We start from the raw sequence: 20,023 nt of genomic DNA on the forward strand, positions 1-20,023 counted from the left end.
CGAGCAGCACGGAAGGACGACACCGATGCTCGCACTCGTCATCGCGGGGCTTCTCCTCGTGCTCGCCTGGATCGCGGCGTGGCTGCTCGAGCTCCCGCTGTGGATCCCGCTCCTGCTCACGGTCCTGACGCTGATCGGGATCGCGTTCGTGCTCGTGGTCCGGCGCATCCTCGCGCAGCGGAAGGCCGGACAGATCGAGCGTGCGCTCATGGCCCAGGCCGCGAGCGCCCAAGACAGCATGCGGCCCGATCTCGCGGCCGAGATCGAGAGCATGACCGCCGAGTTCCACAAGGCGGTCGCAGCGCTCAAGACGTCGAAGCTGAAGGGCGGCGGCGCCGGCGCGCTCTACGCGCTCCCCTGGTACGTGATCATCGGCCCGCCGGGCGCGGGCAAGAGCACCGCGCTGCGCAACTCGGGCCTGCCCTTCCCGTACGTGCCGAGCCAGTCGCGCGGCAGCATCAAGGGCATCGGCGGCACGCGCAACTGCGACTGGTGGCTCACCAACGACGCGGTGCTCCTCGACACGGCGGGCCGCTGGACGACGCAGGAGGACGATCAGGAGTGGTTCGCGTTCCTCGATCTCCTGAAGAGGCACCGCCCGCGTCAGCCGCTCAATGGGATCCTCGTCGCGGTCAGCGTCGACGACCTCGTCTCGACCGGCGACGAAGGCCGCGTGGTGCTCGCGGCGCGAGTGCGCGAGCGCATCGACGAGGTGATGTCGCGCCTCGGGATCGCGCTGCCGGTGTACGTGCTCGTCACGAAGTGCGATCTCGTGCCCGGGTTCGTCGAGACGTTCGCCGAGCTGCCGCGCTCGGAGCGCGGTCAGCTCTGGGGCTACACCCTGCCGTTCCGCGAGCTCGGGCTCGAGCTCGCGCCCACCGTCGACGCACGGTTCGCGGAGCTCGTGCAGAGCGCGCGGCAGCGGGTGATGACGCGCATCGGCCACGAGCGACGCCTCGAGACGCGCGAGCTCATGGCGGGCTTCCCGAGCCAGCTCGCGACGCTCGGAGAGCCGCTCACGCACTTCCTCGTCGAGCTCTTTCAGCCGAACGTGTACCGCCAGTCGCCGGTGCTGCGCGGCACGTACTTCACGAGCGGCACGCAGGAGGGCACGCCGATCGATCGCCTGCTGGGCCGTCTCGCGGAGGCCGCGAACCTGCCGTCGCACCTCGCGCTCCCGGAGCCGGTGCTCGAGCCGAAGAGCTACTTCCTCACCAAGGTCTTCTTCGACGTCCTCTTCCCCGACGCGAAGCTGGTCGCGCCGACCGAGCTCAGCGCGCGACGTCGCCAGATCGTGCAGGTCGCGTCGGGCCTCGCGCTCTGCGCGACGGCCGGGCTCGCGCTCGTGGGCAGCGCGGTCTCGTGGCGCCTCAACCGCGAGATGGTGCGCGACACCGCGCAGCTGCTGCGCGCCGTCGGCGAGAGCACGAAGGACGGCGAGGCGCTCGCAGCGCCGCTCGCGCCGAGCACGCTCGAGGCACTGCGCGGGCGCGCCGACGAGCTGCGGTCCTACGACGCCGCGGGTCCGCCGTGGTTGATGCGCCTCGGGCTCTACAGCGGCGGGCCGCTCGTGCAGCCGACGACGCAGGCGTACGCGCGCGCGATGCGCGAGGGTGTCGTCGCGCCGCTCGTGCGTCGCGAAGCCAGCGCGCTCGACACGTGGGGACGTCGCTTCGAGCAGGAGCTCGATGCGCAACCGAGCGCGGAGGAGCACCAGCGCTTCTACGCCGCGCTCGAGCGGCACCTGCGCCTCACGATGCCGCGCGCTGCGGACGAGCCCGCGACGAGCGACGTCGATCGTGATCGGCTCGTCGATGCGCTCGCCGCGCTCTGGGCCGAGTCGAGCAGCGCGGCGCGCGACGCGGACGGCGCGATGCTCGCGCGTCACGCGCGCTTCTATCTCGAGCTCGCGTCAGAGAGCCCCGCCCTCTACGTGACGCGCGACGACGACGCGGTGCGCCGCGCGCGCCTCGCGCTCTCGCGCTTGCCTGCGAGCCAGGTCGCGCTCGCCGAGCTGGTGCGCGAGACCGAGGGTCGCGGATACGACCTCACGCTGCAGCGCCTCATCGGCGCGACCGGCGCGGCGCTCAGCGCGCGCGCCCACGTGCGCGGTGCGTTCACCCGGCGGGCGTGGGAGGAGCACATCCGCCAGCGCATCGACGATGCCGGCGCACGCCGCGCGGGTGCGGCGTGGGTGCTCGGTCCGATCCACGGCGACGCCGACGAGCGGAGCCGCGCGATGCGCGACGAGCTCCGCGCCCAGTACTTCGAGGCGTACGTGCACGAGTGGCAGCAGTTCGTGCGAGGCCTGCGCACCAAGACCGCGCACGACGAGACCGAGGCGCTCGCGCTGCTCGAGGACCTCACGCGTGGCAGTCCCGCGCCGCTCGGCCGCTTGGTCGCCGCGATCGATCACAACCTCCAGCTCGTCGAGCCGGAGCCGCCTCCCGCGACGAACGGTGCCGCGCAGGGCCTGCTCGCCTCGCTCGAACAGACCGTACGTGGCCGCGTCGGCAACCAGGCGGTCGACGCCGCGCGCGACACGCTCACCGACGCCTCGCCCACGCCGCCGGCCGCGCGCCTCACCGGCGACTCCGTCCGCAGCGCGTTCGAGGGGCTCGTGCAGTTCGGCGTCGCGCCGCCGGTCGAAAGCGGCACGCCGCCGCCGGTCGGGCTGGACGTCTATCAGGAGCAGCTCGTGTTCCTCCGCGACGCGCTCGCGACGCATCGCGACGACCCGTCGACCGGCGCCCAGCTCGTCTCGCGCTTGCAGACCGCGCGCACCCGCGTGCAGGCGCTGATTGCCGAGCAGCCGGTCGGGTGGCGTCCCTTCTTCGAGCAGCTGCTCTGGCCGCCGATCGATGGCGCAGCGACGACGTCCAGCGAGTCGATGGCGGGCTCGACCGCGCGCGCCTGGTGCTCGTCGGTCGCGGTGCCGTTCTTCTCCACGCTCGCCGGGCGGTATCCGTTCGCGCCGGCGGGCCACGACACCGCGATCGCCGACTTCGCGGCGTTCTATCGCCCGGCGAGCGGAACCGTCTGGACCTTCTACGAGCAGTCGCTCACGTCGCAGGTCGAGCGCGACGGCGCGCGCTACGTGTTCGCGACTCGCCTCGGGCGCGACGCGGGCAGCGTGTATCGCAGCACGCTGCCGCTCTTCCTCGAGCGCAGCCAGACGATCACGAGCGCGTTCTTCCCGCCGGGCGCGACCGATCCGCGCGTCGAGATGGACGTGCGCGTGCACCCCGTGCCGGGCGCGGCGTCGGTTCGCTTCGCGTCGGGCGGAACGCTCATCGACTATCGCAACGGCCCGGAGAGCTGGACGCGCGTGGTGTGGCCCGGCGAGCGGCCCGACGCGGGCGCGTCGATCGAGGTACTCGGCGCGAACGGCCTGCAGGAGCGCGTGCGCCAGGAGGGCGAGTGGGGACTCTTCCGCCTGATGGAGCGCGCCGCGCGCATCGGCGGCGGTGGGCCCGGTGCGCGCACGTTCACCGTGACGTGGCACCTGCCCGGCCACGATCTCGACGTGACGATCGACGTCCGTCTGGTGCGCGCGGAGAACCCGTTCTTCGCGCCGGACGATCGTCAGGGACGCGTGCTCGGTCCGATGCGCGCGGTGGGCGTCCAGGCGCCGCGCGTGATCACCGCGCGTGACGGCGAGTGCACGGTCGGCGGCTGAGCGCCGATGTCGACGACTGACGAGCACGGAGAGCACGGGCCATGAGCTGGACGGTCTTCGGAAAGACACCGCGCGAGGGCGACTTCGTGCGCCACGAGCTGCGCGATCCCGTCGCGATGGAGTGTTTTCGCTGGGTCGGCGACTCCGTCGCTCGACTGCCCAACTGGGTGCGCGCCATTCCACAGCAGGGACTGCGATTCGTGTTCTCCGGGAGCGCGAACGACCGCGCTCTCGTCGGCACGATGATCCGCAGTCAGGATCGTGTCGGTCGCGAGTTCCCCCTGGTCGCGCTGCGCGTCGTGCCGGCGTCGGACCTCTCGCGCGTGTTCCCCGCCGTCCCGCTCGCGTGGTCGAACGTGCTCGGGAGCGCACGACGCGCGCTCGAGCTCGGCGCGACGCAGCCGCTGGTCGAGGTGGTGCGCTCGCTCGCGGACATCGCGATCCCGTCGGGCGCCGACACCCGCGACGCGTATGCGCGCGCAGCGCAAGCGCTGCAGCTCGCCGCGACCAACGACTTCCACGATCGCGTGTTCGGCGAAGGCGATGCGCCTCACTACGCGTACCACACGGTGCGCGTCGCAGCGGCGCAGGTCGGCCGCGCGCAGGGGCCCGCGTTGGTGTGCCCGGTGACGGTCGCGACCGACGCGATGGCGTGGCTCGAGCTCGCGCGCCGCCTGCTGCCGACGCTCGATCGTCCGCTCTCGTGCTTGTGGACGACCGGCGCCGACGCACGCCTCGTCGTGTGTCTCGGCGATCCGCCTTCGTCGGCGCTGCACGCGGTCACCGGATGCGCGGTCGACTCGGCGCGCATCTGGCCGCTGTCGACGACGAGCCAAGCCGCGCGCGCGAAGGCGCGCACCGTGATCGAGCCGCTGCTGCCGCCGCCGAGCGCGCCGCTCGTCGCGGTGATCGACGCGCTGACCCAGAGCCAGAGGAGCCCCGGATGAGCCTCGAGTCATTGACCCCCACCCTCGAGCCGTGGCTTCGCCCGATCGCGGGCGGCGCGCCCGCTGGGCCCGATCCGCGCGCGCTTCCTTCCTACCAGAGCCTTCGCGAAGAGATCGCGAAGCTCGAGTCCCCCGCGGCCGGGCCGTGTCGCTGGGACGTGGTCGAGCGCGAAGCGACGAGCGTCCTCGGCGCGTCGAAAGATCTCGCGGCCGCCGCGTACCTCGCGGGCGCGCTGCTGCAGCGCCGTGGTGTCGCCGGTCTCGCGCTCGGCACGGCGCTGCTCGCGTCACTGCTCGAGCGCTACGACGCGTTCCACCCCGCACGTCCGCGCGCACGCGCGAACGCGCTCGCGTGGTTCCTCGATCGCGCAGAGCAGCAGGCCGCCGCCGTGCAGGTCGGCGCGAGCGATCGCGCTCACCTCGTCGCGGTCGAGAGCGCGCTGGCGGCGCTCCGTCGACACGCGGCCGAGCGTCTCGGCGACGACGCACCGGGCACGCACCGCCTCGCGGAGGCCGTGCAGCGGTGGACGATGTCGCTCCCGCCCGAAACGCCCGCGCCGATGATCGCACCTGCGCCCGCGGCGCAGCCCGCGATCACGCCGCCGACGCCGACGCCCGCGAGCGCGCCGGTAGCGCCGACGGTCGCGCCCACCGCCGCCGCGCCGAGCGCGACGGACGAGCCGAGCCGCGTGCCGCAGTTCCTCGTGCAAGTCGGGAGCTCGCTCGTCTCGACCGCGAAGAGCATCCGCGCCGCGAGCCCCAACGACCTCTCCGCGCTGCGTCTCTTCTTCACCGGGCTCCACCTGCCGATCGCGCAAGCGCCCGCGATCACGAAGGATCGCCGCACCGCGATGCCGGCGCCGCCGGCCGCGATGCGCCAGGAGATCGAGCGCGCACCGCACGACGCGGACCCGATGCGCACGATCGACCTCTGCGTGCGTGCGCTCGAGAAGCACCGCTTCTGGCTCGACGCGCACGTCCCGCTCCAGCGTGCGCTCCTCGCCCGAGGTGCGCGCGACGTCGCGGAGCTCCACGCGCACGAGGTGCGCGCGCTCGTGGCGCGATTGCCCGGCGTGCTCGAGATCGAGTTCTCCGACGGCACGCCGTTCGCCGCGCCGGCGACGCGCGAGTGGCTCGACTCCCTCTCGGGCGACGCCGGACCCCGCGCCGAGACCAAGACCGCGGAGAGCCCGATCGACGTGACGCTGCGCGACGCGAAGGAGACGCTCCGCGCCGGTCGCACCAGCGACGCGCTCGGTCGCGCGCAGCACGCCGTGCGGCTCGCGACCACCGCGCGCGAGCGGTTCGTCGCGCGTCTGGAGCTCGCCGCGCTCGCCCTCGAGGCGAAGGCGCCTGCCGTCGCGCTCGCGCTGTCCGCGGAGCTCCATCGCGACGCGATCGCGCGCGATCTCGCCGAGTGGGACGCCCCGCTCGCGGCGCGCGCGTGTGCGCTCTACCTCCGCGCGTGCGCCGCCGGCTCCGAGAAGAACACGCTCCCCTTCGCGCCCGCCGACGTGCACGCGCGCCTCTGCCTGCTCGACCCGGCGACCGCCGCATCGCTGCCGCGCGGATGATTTTTCGGCGCGCCACGCAACGCGCGCCGCGAGCCTCCGATGAAGAGCCCGTCAGCGCGAGGTGCTTCGCCTCGTCGCCCGCGTCCGTTCGCCCGAACAAGGAGCCACCACGATGTCGAAGGATCAGAGCGTCGCGCCGAAGGAGCGCATCAACATCACGTACAAGTCGGCCACCGGAGACGTCGCGGAGGACGTGGAGCTGCCCTTCCGCACGCTCGTGCTCGGCGACTTCACCGGCCGCCCGGACGACTCGCTCATCGAGGAGCGGAAGCCGGTCGCGATCGACAAGGACAACTTCAACGACGTCCTCCGCGAGCAGGACGTGAAGCTCGAGCTGAACGTCCCGGATCACCTCTCGGGGCGCGAGGGCCAAGAGCTCCCGGTCCAGATCGCGATCCGCTCGATGAAGGACCTCGAGCCCGAGCAGATCGCGGAGCAGGTCCCCGCGATGAAGCAGCTCCTCGAGCTGCGCGCGGCGCTCACCGCGCTGAAGGGCCCGATGAGCAATGCCCCCGCGTTCCGCAAGCGCCTCGCCTCGAGCATCGCCGACCCGGATGCGCGCGCGAAGCTGCTCGCCGAGCTCGGCCTCGAGAACACGGGCGAGTGAGCCCTCCCATCGACCAGGAGACGCCATGTCCACGCAGCTGAGCCCGCAGACCCAGACCGCCGACGCCGAGACGCGCGAGGTCTCCGTCCTCGACGAGATCCTCGCCGAGACGAAGATCGCACCGACCGACGACGGCTACGACATCGCGAAGAAGGGCGTCGAGGCCTTCCTCGCTCACCTCCTCACGAAACAAGGCCTCACCCAGCCGAGCGCCGGCGACAAGGTCGACAAGCTCGCGGTCGACATGATGATCGCGGAGATCGATCGAAAGCTCTCGGCGCAGCTGAACGCCATCCTCCACCACGATCGATTCCAGTCGATCGAGCGCAGCTGGCGCAGCCTCAAGTACCTCGTCGACAACACCGATTTTCGCGCGAATTGCCGCGTCGACATCCTCTCGTGCACCAAGGACGAGCTCGCGACGGATTTCGAGGACGCGCCGGAGATCACGAAGTCGGGCCTCTATCGACATGCGTACTCCGCGGAGTACGGCACGTTCGGCGGCAAGCCCTACGGCACGATGGTCTCGAGCTTCGACTTCGGCCCGGGCCCGCAGGACGTGCAGCTCCTGCGCAACTGCGCCGCCGTCGGCGCGATGTCGCACGCGCCCTTCCTCGCGAACGCGAGCCCGAAGTTCTTCGGTGTCGAGACGTACACCGAGCTCCCGGCGCTCAAGGATCTGCAGAGCATCTTCGAGGGCCCGCAGTACGCGAAGTGGCGCGGGTTCCGTGAGACCGAGGACGCGCGCTACGTCGGCCTCTGCGTGCCTCGGATGCTGATGCGCCTGCCGTACGGCCCCGAGTCCAACCCGGTGAAGGCCTTCCACTTCGAGGAAGACGTCGTCGGAGAGCACGAGCGTTATCTCTGGGGCCCGACGAGCTTCGCGCTCGCAGCGCGTCTGTCGGACTCGTTCGCTCGCTACAAGTGGGCGGCGAACTGCATCGGTCCGAAGGGCGGCGGCGCGGTGGAGAACATGCATCTCCATCAGTTCGAGGCGATGGGCGCGATCGAGACGAAGATCCCCACCGAGATCCAGCTCACCGATCGTCGCGAGTACGAGCTCGCGGAGCAGGGGTTCATCGGCCTCGTCTGGCGCAAGGAGTCCGACAACGCCGCGTTCTTCAGCGCGAATTCGGTGCAGAAGCCGAAGGTCTTCCCGAACACGCCCGAGGGCAAAGCCGCGGAGACCAATTTCCGCCTCGGCATGATGCTCCCGTACATGTTCATGATCACGCGCGTCGCGCACTACATCAAAGTGCTCCAGCGCGAGCAGATCGGAACGTTCAAGTCGCGCGAGGACATGGAGAAGGGCCTCAACAAGTGGCTCTCTCAGTATGCCGTGGACATGGAGTCGCCGGCGCCCGAGGTCCGCGCGCGGCGCCCGTTCCGCAAGGCGCAGATCGTCGTGAAGGACGTGGACGGACAGCCGGGCTGGTACTCGTGCCAGATCCTGCTCCAGCCGCACTTCAAGTACGCCGGCGCCGACTTCACGCTCTCGCTGGTCGGTCGTCTCGACAAGAAGTGAGTCGCGCACCGCGCGATCGGAGGCCCCACGTGATCGCGAGCGATCCGTGGGGCTTCGTCGCGTGGAGGTGAACGATGGTGCTGCTCACGATCGTGATCGCGATCCTGCTGCTCGTCTGTCTGGCGTTCGTGCTCGCGGCGCGACGGCGTCGTCCGCCCGAGCCCGTCGATGCACGCCGGGAGGCTCCTCCCGAGATCGTCGCGCCGCCGGAGGTCGTCGAGCCTGCCCCCGAGCCCGACGCGGTGTGGCTCGCCGCGCTCGAGATGGCGCGCACCGCACACCTCGTCGCGCAGCACCTCGGCTTCGAAGCGATCCCGGATCGCGACGAGCCCTCGGTGCGGAGGCTGCGGATCGCGCTGCGCAACGAGCTCGAGCGCCGCGCCGCGGAGCGCCTCGCGAGCACGAGCGATCTGGCGTGCGTGCGCCGCATCGAGATCACGCCCGACGCGCGGCACGCCGTCGCGCTCGTCGACACGGCGGCACCGCCGCCGGCGTGAGCACGCAACGCGCGCTGCGACACGCCGATGAGCACCTCGCACCGACGAGGAGCGCACATGGCCGACGACCGAGAGCACACGCCCGCCCCCGAGCACGCAGAGCAGACCGAGGACGAGGTCCGCGAAGGTCTCGAGACCGCCCACGAGGTGATCGAAGGCGTCTCGCGCGGCGCCGAGATGGCGCAGCAGATGGCCGAGGGCGGCGGCGGGACCGGCGACATCGACGCGATGGGCGCGCTCCAGGGGACCGGCGCGGCGCTCGGTGTCGCAGATCAGGTCGCAGGGCTCGCGGGGGCCGACCCCGCGGTGCGCTCGGTGCTCGGTGTCGCGCAGCAGGCGACCGGCATCGCGGCCGCCGCGTACGAGGCGGGCGAGGCGCTCGTCGAAGCGGGTGAAGCGATCATCGAGGCGATCACCGGCGAGGCCGAGCAGCACCGCGTCGAGTACGAGCTCGAGTGCGAGGCGCAGTCGGAGGCGGGGTGGCGCATTCGCGAGGTCGAGATCGAAGAGGAGCTGAATCGCCCCTATCGAGCGCGCCTGTTGCTCGTCACCGACGACGTCGATGCGCTCCCGAACGACCTCCTCGGGCAGGACTGCCGCATCCGGATCAAGCGCGGGCAGGACACCAGTCGCTCCGTTCACGGGCTCGTCTCGCGCGTCGAGCACGGACAGCGCAGCGAGCGTCACCTCACGACGACGATCGAGGTCGTCCCTGCGCTCGACGTCCTGCGGCACGTGCGCGACAGCCGCATCTTCCAGAACCTCACGTCGCTCGAGGTGATCGACGCGCTCGTCGGGACCTCGCTGCAGCAGTACGGACGCGAGCTCCGCATCGACGCGACCGCGAAATATCTGAAGCGCGAGTATTGCGTCCAATACCAGGAGAGCGTCCTCGACTTCTTCCATCGCCTCTGCGAGGACGAAGGGCTCACCTACTTCTTCGAGCAGAATGGCGATCACGAGACGCTCGTCGTCGTCGACGACAACGCGAGCTACGCGCCCTGCTATCTGCTCACCACCGCGGCCGACGTCCCCTTCGTCGCGCACCGCGGGGGTGACATCGCGCGCGCGGAGCCCGTCTACGCGCTCACCGCGGCGGATCAGCTCGGCCCGACGAGCCTCACCCTGGCGGACTTCGACTGGACGGCCGACACGCTCCCGTTCTCCGGCGAGCAGCGGAGCCGCGACGCACGCGATCGGGATCGCGAGCAGTACGAGCACGGCGGGACGGTCAGCGCCGACTACGACAAGAACGGCCGCCGATACACGACTCACGACCTCAAGTATCGAGTCGAGCGCGGCAGAGAGCGACAGGCGCTCACGACGTTCGAATATCGCGGCGACGGCGCGGTCACCGGCTTCACCGTCGGCACGGTGTTCACGCTGTCGGGACACCCCGAGCCCGGGCTCGACGGCGAGTACTTGCTGGTCGCCGTGCGCCACCGCGGACGCGATCTCCACGCGGGCGACGCGGCGCAGGATGGAGAAGGCGAAAGCGACCTCGAGTACGCGAACGAGTTCGTGTGCATCCCGTCGTCGGTCCCTCATCGTCCGTCGCAACGCACGTCGAAGCCGCGCGTCCACGGCATCCAGACCGCGCTCGTCGTGGGTCCGTCGAACGAAGAGATCTGGACGGACGAGCACGGCCGCATCCGCATCCAGTTCCACTGGGATCGCGTCGGCACCAACGACCAGGACAGCACGTGCTGGGTGCGCGTGATGCAGAGCTGGGCGGGCGCGGGGTTCGGCGCGATGTTCATCCCGCGCATCGGCATGGAGGTCGTCGTCACGTTCCTCGACGGAGACCCGGACCGACCGCTCGTGACCGGCTGCGTCTACAACGCGAACAACGTCCCACCGATCACGCTGCCCGACGACAAGACGCAGAGCGTCGTGCGCACCAAGAGCTCGATGAACAGCGACGGATTCAACGAGCTGCGCTTCGAGGACAAAGCGGGGAGCGAGCGAGTCTATCTGCACGCCCAGAGGGACCTCGCGGAAGACGTCGAGCACGACCACTCGACCCACGTGAAGCGCAACCAGACGAACACGGTGGACGGGACGCAACGCGAGGTGATCGGCCAGGACCAGCACCTCCACGTGAAGCGCGATCGCTACAAGATCATCGACGCCGACGAGGACGTGCACGTCGTCGGGAACCGCAATACGCGCGTCGACGTGGACGCGACCGATCACATCCGCGAGAACCAGACGACGAAGATCGGGGGTCGCGAGCACAAGGAGGTCGAGCACGAACGCAACCTTCTGGTGAACGGTCCGGTGACGGAGCGGTTCGCGGATGGCCGGAACTGCCTCATCTCGAAACACGACGTGTTGCACGTCAAACAAAACCGCAGCGTGCGAGTCGACAAGCAGCTCAACATCGTTGCGGCGGAGCACTTCAAGGTCCAGCGCGGCGAGACCGAGCTCTACCTGAAGGACGTCGGCTATCTCAGCGCCCCCGGCAAGGTGCAGATCCTGAGCACCGGCAACAAGGTCGAGATCGGCGCCGCAACCGAGCTCAAGCTCGTCTGCGGCGCTGCGAGCATCACGCTCAAATCCAACGGCGAAGTGAGCATCTCCGGCCCCTCGAAGGTCGCAGTGGCGTCAGGCGGCTCGAACTCGGTCGAGACCGCGCCCACCGGAGTGACCGTGAAGGGCGCGCGCATCGAATCGAACGCGACGGGGACGCACACCATCGCGGGTGCGCTCGTCCGCATCAACTGAGGAGCGACTCGTGCAGAGAAAGCTCGCGGCCATCCATCGCACCCTGCGCGACTTCGGCGATCAACGGCGCGACCTCACGCTCATCGTACGAGCGCGGGACGCCGAAGTTCCGCTCCTCGCCAAGCTCGCCGAGCGCACGCGTCAGGAGCGCCCGGACGACCTCGTGCTCGTATTCGCGCACCCCGTCGATTCGGCAGCCCAGTACGTGACGACCATCGTCGACTACGTGCGCGCCGAGGTCGACGATCTCCGTCAGCGCCCCGAGGGAAGTGAGGTGCCGCCGCCGCTTCCTGCGCTCGTGCTCGATGCGGCGACGCCGCCGACCCGGCGGCTCCAAGAGCTCGCGGCGTATCTCCGCGAGTGCACGCCGACCGACGAGGGTCGCGTCGTCCTCATGCTCCTCCCGTCCGCGGTGCGAGAGCCGCGAGCCTGGGCCGAGATCGCTTCGGGCTTGTTTCTCCGCGGAGACGTCGAGCCCTGGATGGTCCGTACGCGCTTCATCCTTCGCGACGATCCGCGGGCGCCGGTTCTCGTTCCGTTCGTCGACCAGCACCGGCTCGCAGGCGCCTCGATCTACGAGGTCGACCTCCGCACCAAGGCCCTGATCGACTCGCTCGCGGAGGAAGCGCGAGACCCGAGCGTCCCTCGCCCCGAACGGATGATGGCGATTCTCCAGCTCGCCTGTCTCGATTTCTCCTACGGCCGGCTCGACGAGGCGCTCGCAAAATATGGCGCGCTCCACAACTATTTCGTGGAGAGCGAGAATCCCGCGGCGCAGGCCTACTGTCTGCAGGGAGCAGGCGACACGCTTCGCCGGTTGGGCCGGCTCGGGGAGGCGAAGGCTCGATATCAACAAGCGATGGTCGTCGCGACCGCCGCGCAGCTGCCAGGCATTTCGCTGAATGCGGCCATCGGCCTCGGCGACACGTGCGCCGCCCGCCAGGAGCTCGCCGAGGCACGCCAGTGGTATGCGCTCGCAGACCAGATCGCCTCGCAGACTCTGAATGGCGTGGTCCGCTGCGATCTCGCCGAGAAGCTGGGGCAGATGCAGCTCGCGGCGCGCGATTACGGCGGCGCCGCGACGACTTGGCTGCGCGGCGCGGAGCTCTCACGCGAGCAGCGATATTTCACGCGCTGGGCCGCGATCCTCGAGCGGCTCGCTGCGCTGTATCGAGAGGCGCGGATGCAGGATCAGGCGCGTCGAGCCGAGGCGACGCTCGGTCAAGTGCGAGCGCTGCTGTCTCGCGGCCACGCGAGCTGCGACTGCGGAGTCTTCGCATGACGATCATCAACGACATCGGCTGGGCACGGATCGAAGGGTGGATGTCGGGTGACGAAGCACCCGCCGAGGGCGACCGCGTGCGCAGCCCGGGCGAGGACATCCCGCTGCGCTCGCCGCGCGAAGGCCACCCCATCGGCGCGAACACGGGCTTCGTACCGATCGACGTTCTCTCCGACTGCCTCGATCGCACCATCGCACCGTTCGCCGACGCCCCGCCGCCCGAACAGGGAACGTGGGGCGCGATCGCCCAATACGCCGGTGGAATCGTTGGCCTCGCGAGCGCGATTCCCGACCTCGTCGACACCGCGATGTCTCAGATTCCGGTGCCGTCGATCATGGAGCTGGTTCCGTTTCCCGCCGCGACGGTCATGTCGCCGCACCTCGGCACGCCGCACGGACACCTTCATCCGCCGAGCTGGATCCCCCCGGCAGCACCGATCCCCCTGCCGAGCTTCGGCTTTCCCGTCCCGGCGGGATGCGTGAGCGTGCTGATCGGAGGGTTCCCGGCGCTGCGCTGCGGCGACATGGGGATCGGGCTCACTTGCGTGAGCCTCGCCCCGGCGTTCGAGGTGATGACGGGATCGCGCAACGTGTTCATCGGCGGCGCGCGTGCCGCGCGCATCTCCGACATCACGATGCACTGCAACCCGATCGCACTGGCGACGATCGGATCGGTCCTCAGCGATGTCGCGAACGTCGGTGTCGGAATGGCGAACGCACTCGCTCACCAGCACGCTGGCGAGGAACGCTCGGCGGCTGCGGAGGAGGCGCGCGAGCAGGTCGACGACGCGAGCTCCGAGGCCGAAGCTTCGGCCGCTGCAGCCGAGGCTTCGGGCATGGCGGCCCAGGCAGCCGGCGAAGCGCTCGCGGGCACGATGGCGGCTCTGCAGGCGACGTGCGACGCGATGAACGCCACGCTGAAGGCGCTGCTGGGCACCGACGTGGGCATCGCGCCAGGCGTGGGTGTGGTGTCGATGGGCTCGTCGACGGTGCTGATCGGCGGCGCTTCGATGCCCAGCGCATCACTGGTCCTCGGGCATCTGCGTGAGTCGTTCGCGCGGCGCTCGTGCACGAGCCGATTCCGGTTCGTGCGCTGGCTCGGGGAGCGCGTCGGCCGACCGAACTGCGCCTGACGATCGCCACGCAACGGCCGCTGCGAGCGGCCGATTGGCAAGCATGTTCGCGCGGCAACTCGCAGCCCGCTCCCCCGGAGGCCCGTCGTGAGCGACTCGCGTCGCGAATGCATGGCGGGCTCGAAGCCCGGCCTCGTCGGAGATCCGATCGACGTGGTCACCGGCGCGGTGCTCGACCGTGTCGCCGATTTCCGCGTCGTCGACGAGCCAGTGCCGTTCGTCTGGCGCCGCTCGTACGACAGCGCGCGATCGGACACGGATCGCGGCTTCGGGTGGGGCCATGCGCACGAGCTCGACCACGCGCTCGAGTGGGACCTCGACGGGGTGCTCTACCGGCGACCGCACGATCCGGCGGTCGCGTTCCCCCACGCGTTCGCCGACGGCATCGTCGGTGTCGCCGGCGGGCTCGAGCTCGAGCGCATCGACACGCGACATTTCGTCGTGCGCGGGCACGCAGAGCCCGAGCGTCATTTCGAGCGCGGACCGAGCGCGTCGTTCGCGCGGCTCGTTCGCATCGACCAGGCTGGCGCCTCGGTTCGGCTCGAGCACGACGGTCTGGGCCAGCTCGCGTCCATCGTCCTCCCGTCGGGCCGGCGCCTGCGCGTCGATTGGGAGCGCGGGCATCTGGTGCAGGTCGTCCTGCTCGACGCGGCTCGAGGCGGCAAGGCGCTGACCCGATATCGCTACGACGAGCACGGCTGCCTCGTCGAGGGCCGCGACGCCTACCAGCAGACGTTCCGGCTCGCGTACGACTCGTCGAGGCGCGTCGAGCGCACCGTCGATCGTCGCGGATATACGTTCTCGTTCGAGTACGACCGCGACGGGCGCTGCGTGCGCTCGAGTGGCGAAGACGGCGTGCTCGAGGTGCGGCTCGAGCACCGCACGCATGAGCGCGCGACCGTCGTTCGCGAGGCGAGCGGAGGCGAGTGGCTCTATCAATACGACCCGAGCGGCGCGCTCCTGCAGGTCGTCGATCCATTCGGCGGAGTGCGTTTCTGGGAGCGCGACGGCGCAGGTCGGATCGTGCGCGAGGTCGATCCGACCGGCGCGACGACGCAGTTCGAGTACGACGCACGCGGCGCGATGATCGCGCGCGTCGAGCCGAGCGGACGGCGAATCCCGCTGCCCGAGGCCGACGACGCGCTTCCGCCCGACGCCCATCGCGTCCCGGGCTGCGCGCTGCAGTGGGAGCTCGGCGACCTCGAGCAGCTCGCCTTCGACGCGGCGACCTCGTTCCCGGAGACCACGTGGCTCGCATCGGAGCGCTCGCTCCTTCGGACACCCGCGAACGAGCTCGCGCTGGCTTCGGTCCGAGAACGACGCGACGAGCAGGGCCTTCTGCTCGCGCAGCAGCGCGATGGTGCCAGTCGTACTTGGGGCTACGACCCGAGCGGCAACGTTCGTCGCTACACCGACTTCGATGGTCGCACGTACACGAGCGAGCACGCCTCGTGGAATCATCGCGTCCTCGAGCGCGATCCGCTGGGCCGTACCACACGGTTCACATACACCAAGGCCGAGAAGCTCGCGTCGCTGCTCGATGGCGGCGGCACGCTGAGCGAGTATCGCTACGACGCAAAAGAACGCCTCGTCGAGGTTCGTCGCGCCGGCACGACGCGCGACCAGTATGAGTACGATCTCGCCGATCGGCTGATCGCAAAGCGCGATGCTTTCGGTCGCATCCTGCTCGAGCTCTCCTATGCTCCGACTGGCTTGCTCGCCGAGCGGAAGCTCGCGACTGGCGACGTCCAGCGCTTCGAGCACGACGGGCGCGGTCGGTACCGTGTCGCCGAGAACGACGCCGGAAGAGTCACGTTCGACTACGACGCGTGGGGCCATCGCATCGCGGATCGGCGAGACGGGCTCGGCGTCGAGCACCGCTACGTCGGCGATCGTCTGGTCCACACCCGGACGCTCGGCCGCTTCGACATCCGATACGAGCGTGGGGCGGAGAGCTCGGTTCGCATCATCGATCCGACCGGCGCGGCACACACACTGCGCCGCCTCGCACCGGGCGTGTTCCGGCGCGAGCTCGCCGACGGTGCGAGCGAGCTCGTCCAATACGCACCCGACGGCCGCTGCTTGGCAAAGGCGGTGTCGACGTCCTCGGGCGACACGTGGTCGCGCGAGTACGCCTACGGCGGCGAGGGTGACCTCGTCGCGAACCGCGACTCGGCTCGCGGCACGATCCATTACGAGCACGACGTCGCTCATCAGGTCGCGAGCGTCCGCCACGAGAGCGATGAGGAGCCGAGTCGGTACGTCTACGACGGCGCCGGCAACCTCCTCGAGAAGCCGGGGCTGCGCGGCGTCACGCTGATCGAGGGCAATCGCCTCTATGCGGCGAATGGCGACGCCTTCGAGTACGACCACCGCCATCACCTCGCGGCACGCCGGGGCCCGGACGGCAGCGAGACTCGATTCCATCACGATGCGCGCGATCAGCTCGTCCGCATCGACCTTCCCGACGGCAGCACGTGGCGCGCCCACTACGACGCGCTCGGCCGCCGCACGAAGAAGCGCCACGACACGCGCGAGAGCACGTATTGGTGGGACACAGATCGTCTGGCCGCGGAGCGACTCCCCGACGGCCGAGTCCGCATCTACGTCTACGCCGATGACTTCGCGATGGTCCCCGTGCTCTTCGTCGAGTACGAGGACATCGAGTCAGCCCCCGAGAGCGGCCGGCGCTATTACGTCTTCGCCGATCACCAAGGCACACCCGAGCTGATCCGCGATCAGCAGGGCGAAGCGGTCTGGTGGGCGCGACGCGAGCCGTACGGAGTCGTCGTCGAAGGCGGACACGAATTCCACCAGCCGTTCCGCTTCCCCGGGCACTTCTGGGATGCGGAGACTCGGTTGCACTACAACCGTTTCCGCTATTACTCGCCGGAGCTCGGCCGATATCTCCAAAGCGATCCGTGGGGTGTCGCGGGCGGGACCAACACTCACGCGTACACCGAAAACCCGCTGCGCCAGGTCGACGTCCGCGGACTGATGTGCGAAGCGGCTCGCCGGCCGGTCGAACCGTCCGACACCGACGTCGAATCGCCCACGCCCCGCTACCAACAGGGCTCGCCCGAAGGCACCACGCCTCCGCGTATCGTCCAGGGAGATCTCGCGGACCGACTCGCCGTCTACGACCAGCGGCATGGAGAAGCGGCGCGTCAGTCGGACTCGATTCGACATGCCGCGATGCTCCCGGGCTTCGACCGCGAAATCTTCGATCTCGCTGCTTCAGACGGTGCCTCCCCAGACCAAGTCGCGGCACGCCAGCTATTGGTCGAGGACTTCATCGGCAGCGATCGATGGGACCAGGGCGAGAAGAACGGATTCGACTTCACGCATCCGGTATTCGTCGGACCGCCACCTGAGCAGGCACCCGTGCAGGGACAATGGCAAGCGCACTCGGGAGAGGGCTCGTACTTCGCCGATGCCGACGTGGGAACGACGCCGCACGACGTTGGCGTTCACGAGCAAGGCTTCAACCGGTCCACCGGCAGGATGGAGCCAAAGACGTTCAACGTGCGCGAGATGACGAACGGCGACGAACCGTACATTCAGGGTCGTGCAGCCGCATGCTATGACGAATGGTCTGAGAAGCCCCCATCGGGACCGGCAAGGCGGCATTGGACGTACGGGGGCGGCGTCCAGCGGACCTACCGAAACAACCCCGACGGCTCGAAACCGACAAGATCGACCCTACTCGCTCGAACTCCCTTCGAACACAACGACTGAAGCGAACGAACATGCAATTCAGACAAGTATGGAAACACGTGCGATCCCGTGACGATTTCTGGAGAAATCTGCACATTTGCCGCGAATACTGCGCAAGCGACCGATTCGTCGTTCCGCCGCTGTCCGACTACTTCGTCGAGGCGCTCACTACGATCGAGGCATGGTGTGCAGGCGGGCGTACCCCGCAGTACTCCGAACGCCAGCACAATCGCATGGGCCTCGTCATCCACCGCGAGATCACGGAGGCCGGGGTCCCGCTGGAGGGCCAGTGGCGGGAGATGTCCGCCCGGATGATCGAGGTCGGAAACCACTTCGAGTACTGGCCCACTGACGATCAGATCAGGAACGAAGTGGCGTTCTGGTCGGCGCAGACGATGCTCACTGCGAAGGCGCCTTCGATGGACGATGTTCGCGACGGCGCGGAGCGCATCGAGCGCGCGATTCGAGACGCGAACCAGTGGGCGTCGACACCAATCGCAAGCGAGAGGATGAACTTCCAACAACCTTTCGCGGCGGACACCATGACTCCGGTAGAGTGGCTTCAGTTCGTATTCCTGCCGCGAATCAGAAAAATCGACGCAGGTGGCTCGACGCTGCCCAAGTCGAGCACGCTGACGTATCTCGGCAGTGCACTTGCACATGAGCGCGCGAACTGGCCGATCATGTATGCGCTCAGCGATTTCGACCATCTCTTCGTCGAGCCCGAGCTCATCGACAACGTGAAGAGGTGGCCGCTGGTGAAGCGACGCTGAGAGAGTGGGCTCCACGAGCGCGAGCTGGCCTCGGATCCCGCGGATCCGAGGCCAGCTCGTCCCAGTCCGGCGCTCAGTTCGTCTGGAACAGGAACGGGTACGTCACTGCCGTCATCCCGTCGGTCGCCGGGAACTGCCACCTTCGCACCGCCTGGAGCACGCACTGCTCGACTTCGGCGTTGCGCAGGTCACTGCCATTCCCGACCACCGCCGTCGTCACGCGTCCCTCCGGGTGCACCGTCCACGCGACGCTCAGGCGCCCCGCGAGATCCGGGCGCTGCTGCAGCGCCTGCTCGTAGCAGTGGCGCACCTGACCGCGGTTGCGCGTGACCACCAAGCGAATCTGCTCGCGCGAGAGACCGCCCGCGACCTGACCGCACTGGCCGTCGGGGCCCGGCGCGCAGCGAAGCGTGGGCACTGCGGAGGGACGGCCTTCGCGACCCGGACGGCCGATCCCGACGTCACCACCCGCCATCCCCGGTGCGCACTGCGCGACCGCCGCGGCGTGGCCCTGCGTCGACTCGATGCGCTCGAACGTCTCGCGACCGCACGTTCCGAAGCCCATCCCGCCGAGCCCGCCGACGCCGATCGTGCCCTGACCACACGGCTGCCCCGGGAGACATCCGCCACCGCGACCGACGCCGTTCATCCCGAGCCCGCCGAAGCCGCGCGAGAAGCCCGCCTGGTCCGCCATCAGCGCGCCGTACGCGTCATCCGTCGCGAAGCCCATCGCGTCCGCCGCGCCGTACGGCGACGACACCGCGCTCATGCTGCGCGTGAACGCCGCGATCGTTCCGAGCGCGCCCGCGCTCGTGACGCTCTGGCGATCGAGCGGGACGCGCTGATCCTGGCGATCACCACGCACGCGCACGCCGCCTCCGGTGCTGCGTGTCTCGTCCGGCGCGCCCGCCGCGCCCTCTTCACCGGGCGAAGGCTGTCCCGACTGCGCACCGCGCGTCGCGTCCTGGAGCGCGACCTCGGGGATCACCTCCTCGCGCTCGTGCGCCATCGCGTCGAGGCGCACCTGCACCCAGCGCTGCTGATCGTGCGTGAGGTCGAGCGAGAGCGCGCCCGCGTTGGGCGGCGAGAAGAGCAGCGAGAACAAGAACGCGCCGTGCACCGCGAGCGACACGCCCGCCCAGCGCCAGCTCGCGAAGTCGGGGCGCGCCATGGGCGTGCGCTCGATCGTGGGCGCGCCCTCCTGCACGAAGAACGTGAACGCGCCGAGCTCGATCTCTGCGCGCATCGCGGGATCGAGCGCGATCGAGCGCGCGCCCGTCGCGTCGCTCGTCGCCTCCGCGCTCACGTCCGCGCCGTCGCGCGACGCACGCAGGAGCGCGCCCGCGGGCACACGCAGCAGGAACCCACCCGTCCCGTCGCTCTCGACGAGCGCGAACCGCTCGATCCCCGCGTCCGCCGGCAACAGGAAGTGCGCGGCGCGCTCGCCGATCACGACGCAGCGGCCCGCCTTCACGCTGACCTCGCCTTGCGGGTTGCCGCCCCAGCTCATCACGACCTGCACCCTGCGCTCGCTCGCCTGCGCCATCGTCGCTCGACCTCCT

The 20,023-nt window shown here is 69.8% G+C and carries 12 protein-coding genes; 11 read left to right on the forward strand and 1 reads right to left on the reverse strand.

What is annotated here, in order from left to right:
• Positions 1-25: 25 nt before the first annotated feature.
• From tssM to DB32_RS29240, 11 genes are all read left to right on the forward strand, one after another.
• Positions 26-3,679, forward strand: coding sequence for a type VI secretion system membrane subunit TssM (gene tssM / locus DB32_RS29190; protein ID WP_053235924.1), 3,654 nt, complete (start codon positions 26-28; stop codon positions 3,677-3,679).
• A gap of 41 nt (positions 3,680-3,720) precedes the next feature.
• Entirely contained in the window at positions 3,721-4,626 is a 906-nt protein-coding gene (gene tagF, locus DB32_RS29195; RefSeq protein WP_053235925.1) for a type VI secretion system-associated protein TagF, read from the forward strand.
• Positions 4,623-6,200: a type VI secretion system protein TssA gene (gene tssA, locus DB32_RS29200; RefSeq protein ID WP_053235926.1), complete on the forward strand. Its 1,578-nt coding sequence runs from the start codon at positions 4,623-4,625 to the stop codon at positions 6,198-6,200. Before tagF ends, tssA begins: the two co-directional genes overlap by 4 nt.
• Positions 6,201-6,312: 112 nt before the next feature.
• Positions 6,313-6,807: a type VI secretion system contractile sheath small subunit gene (tssB, locus tag DB32_RS29205; protein WP_053235927.1), complete on the forward strand. Its 495-nt coding sequence runs from the start codon at positions 6,313-6,315 to the stop codon at positions 6,805-6,807.
• A gap of 25 nt (positions 6,808-6,832) precedes the next feature.
• Entirely contained in the window at positions 6,833-8,332 is a 1,500-nt protein-coding gene (tssC, locus tag DB32_RS29210) for a type VI secretion system contractile sheath large subunit (protein ID WP_053235928.1), read from the forward strand.
• A 74-nt stretch (positions 8,333-8,406) separates the two neighbouring features.
• Complete coding sequence (locus DB32_RS29215; protein ID WP_053235929.1) at positions 8,407-8,829, forward strand: hypothetical protein; 423 nt, start codon at positions 8,407-8,409, stop codon at positions 8,827-8,829.
• A gap of 57 nt (positions 8,830-8,886) precedes the next feature.
• Positions 8,887-11,556, forward strand: a complete 2,670-nt coding sequence (locus tag DB32_RS29220) for a type VI secretion system Vgr family protein (RefSeq protein ID WP_053235930.1) — start codon at positions 8,887-8,889, stop codon at positions 11,554-11,556.
• Between the two features lie 10 nt (positions 11,557-11,566).
• Complete coding sequence (locus tag DB32_RS29225) at positions 11,567-12,838, forward strand: tetratricopeptide repeat protein (protein ID WP_053235931.1); 1,272 nt, start codon at positions 11,567-11,569, stop codon at positions 12,836-12,838.
• On the forward strand, positions 12,835-13,971 hold the full coding sequence (locus tag DB32_RS44515) for a PAAR domain-containing protein (protein ID WP_075097662.1): 1,137 nt from the start codon (positions 12,835-12,837) through the stop codon (positions 13,969-13,971). Before DB32_RS29225 ends, DB32_RS44515 begins: the two co-directional genes overlap by 4 nt.
• Before the next feature lie 111 nt (positions 13,972-14,082).
• Positions 14,083-17,709: an RHS repeat-associated core domain-containing protein gene (locus tag DB32_RS29235; protein WP_476707531.1), complete on the forward strand. Its 3,627-nt coding sequence runs from the start codon at positions 14,083-14,085 to the stop codon at positions 17,707-17,709.
• A gap of 38 nt (positions 17,710-17,747) precedes the next feature.
• Positions 17,748-18,461 (forward strand): YqcC family protein, encoded by a 714-nt coding sequence (locus tag DB32_RS29240; RefSeq protein ID WP_169791600.1) that lies wholly within the window; start codon positions 17,748-17,750, stop codon positions 18,459-18,461.
• A gap of 73 nt (positions 18,462-18,534) precedes the next feature.
• Here DB32_RS29240 and DB32_RS29245 read toward each other — a convergent pair whose 3' ends face one another.
• Positions 18,535-20,007, reverse strand: a complete 1,473-nt coding sequence (locus tag DB32_RS29245; protein WP_053235934.1) for an AgmX/PglI C-terminal domain-containing protein — start codon at positions 20,005-20,007, stop codon at positions 18,535-18,537.
• Positions 20,008-20,023: the final 16 nt, after the last annotated feature.

Source organism: Sandaracinus amylolyticus (assembly GCF_000737325.1).
Classification (GTDB): Bacteria; Myxococcota_A; Polyangia; order Polyangiales; family Sandaracinaceae; genus Sandaracinus; species Sandaracinus amylolyticus.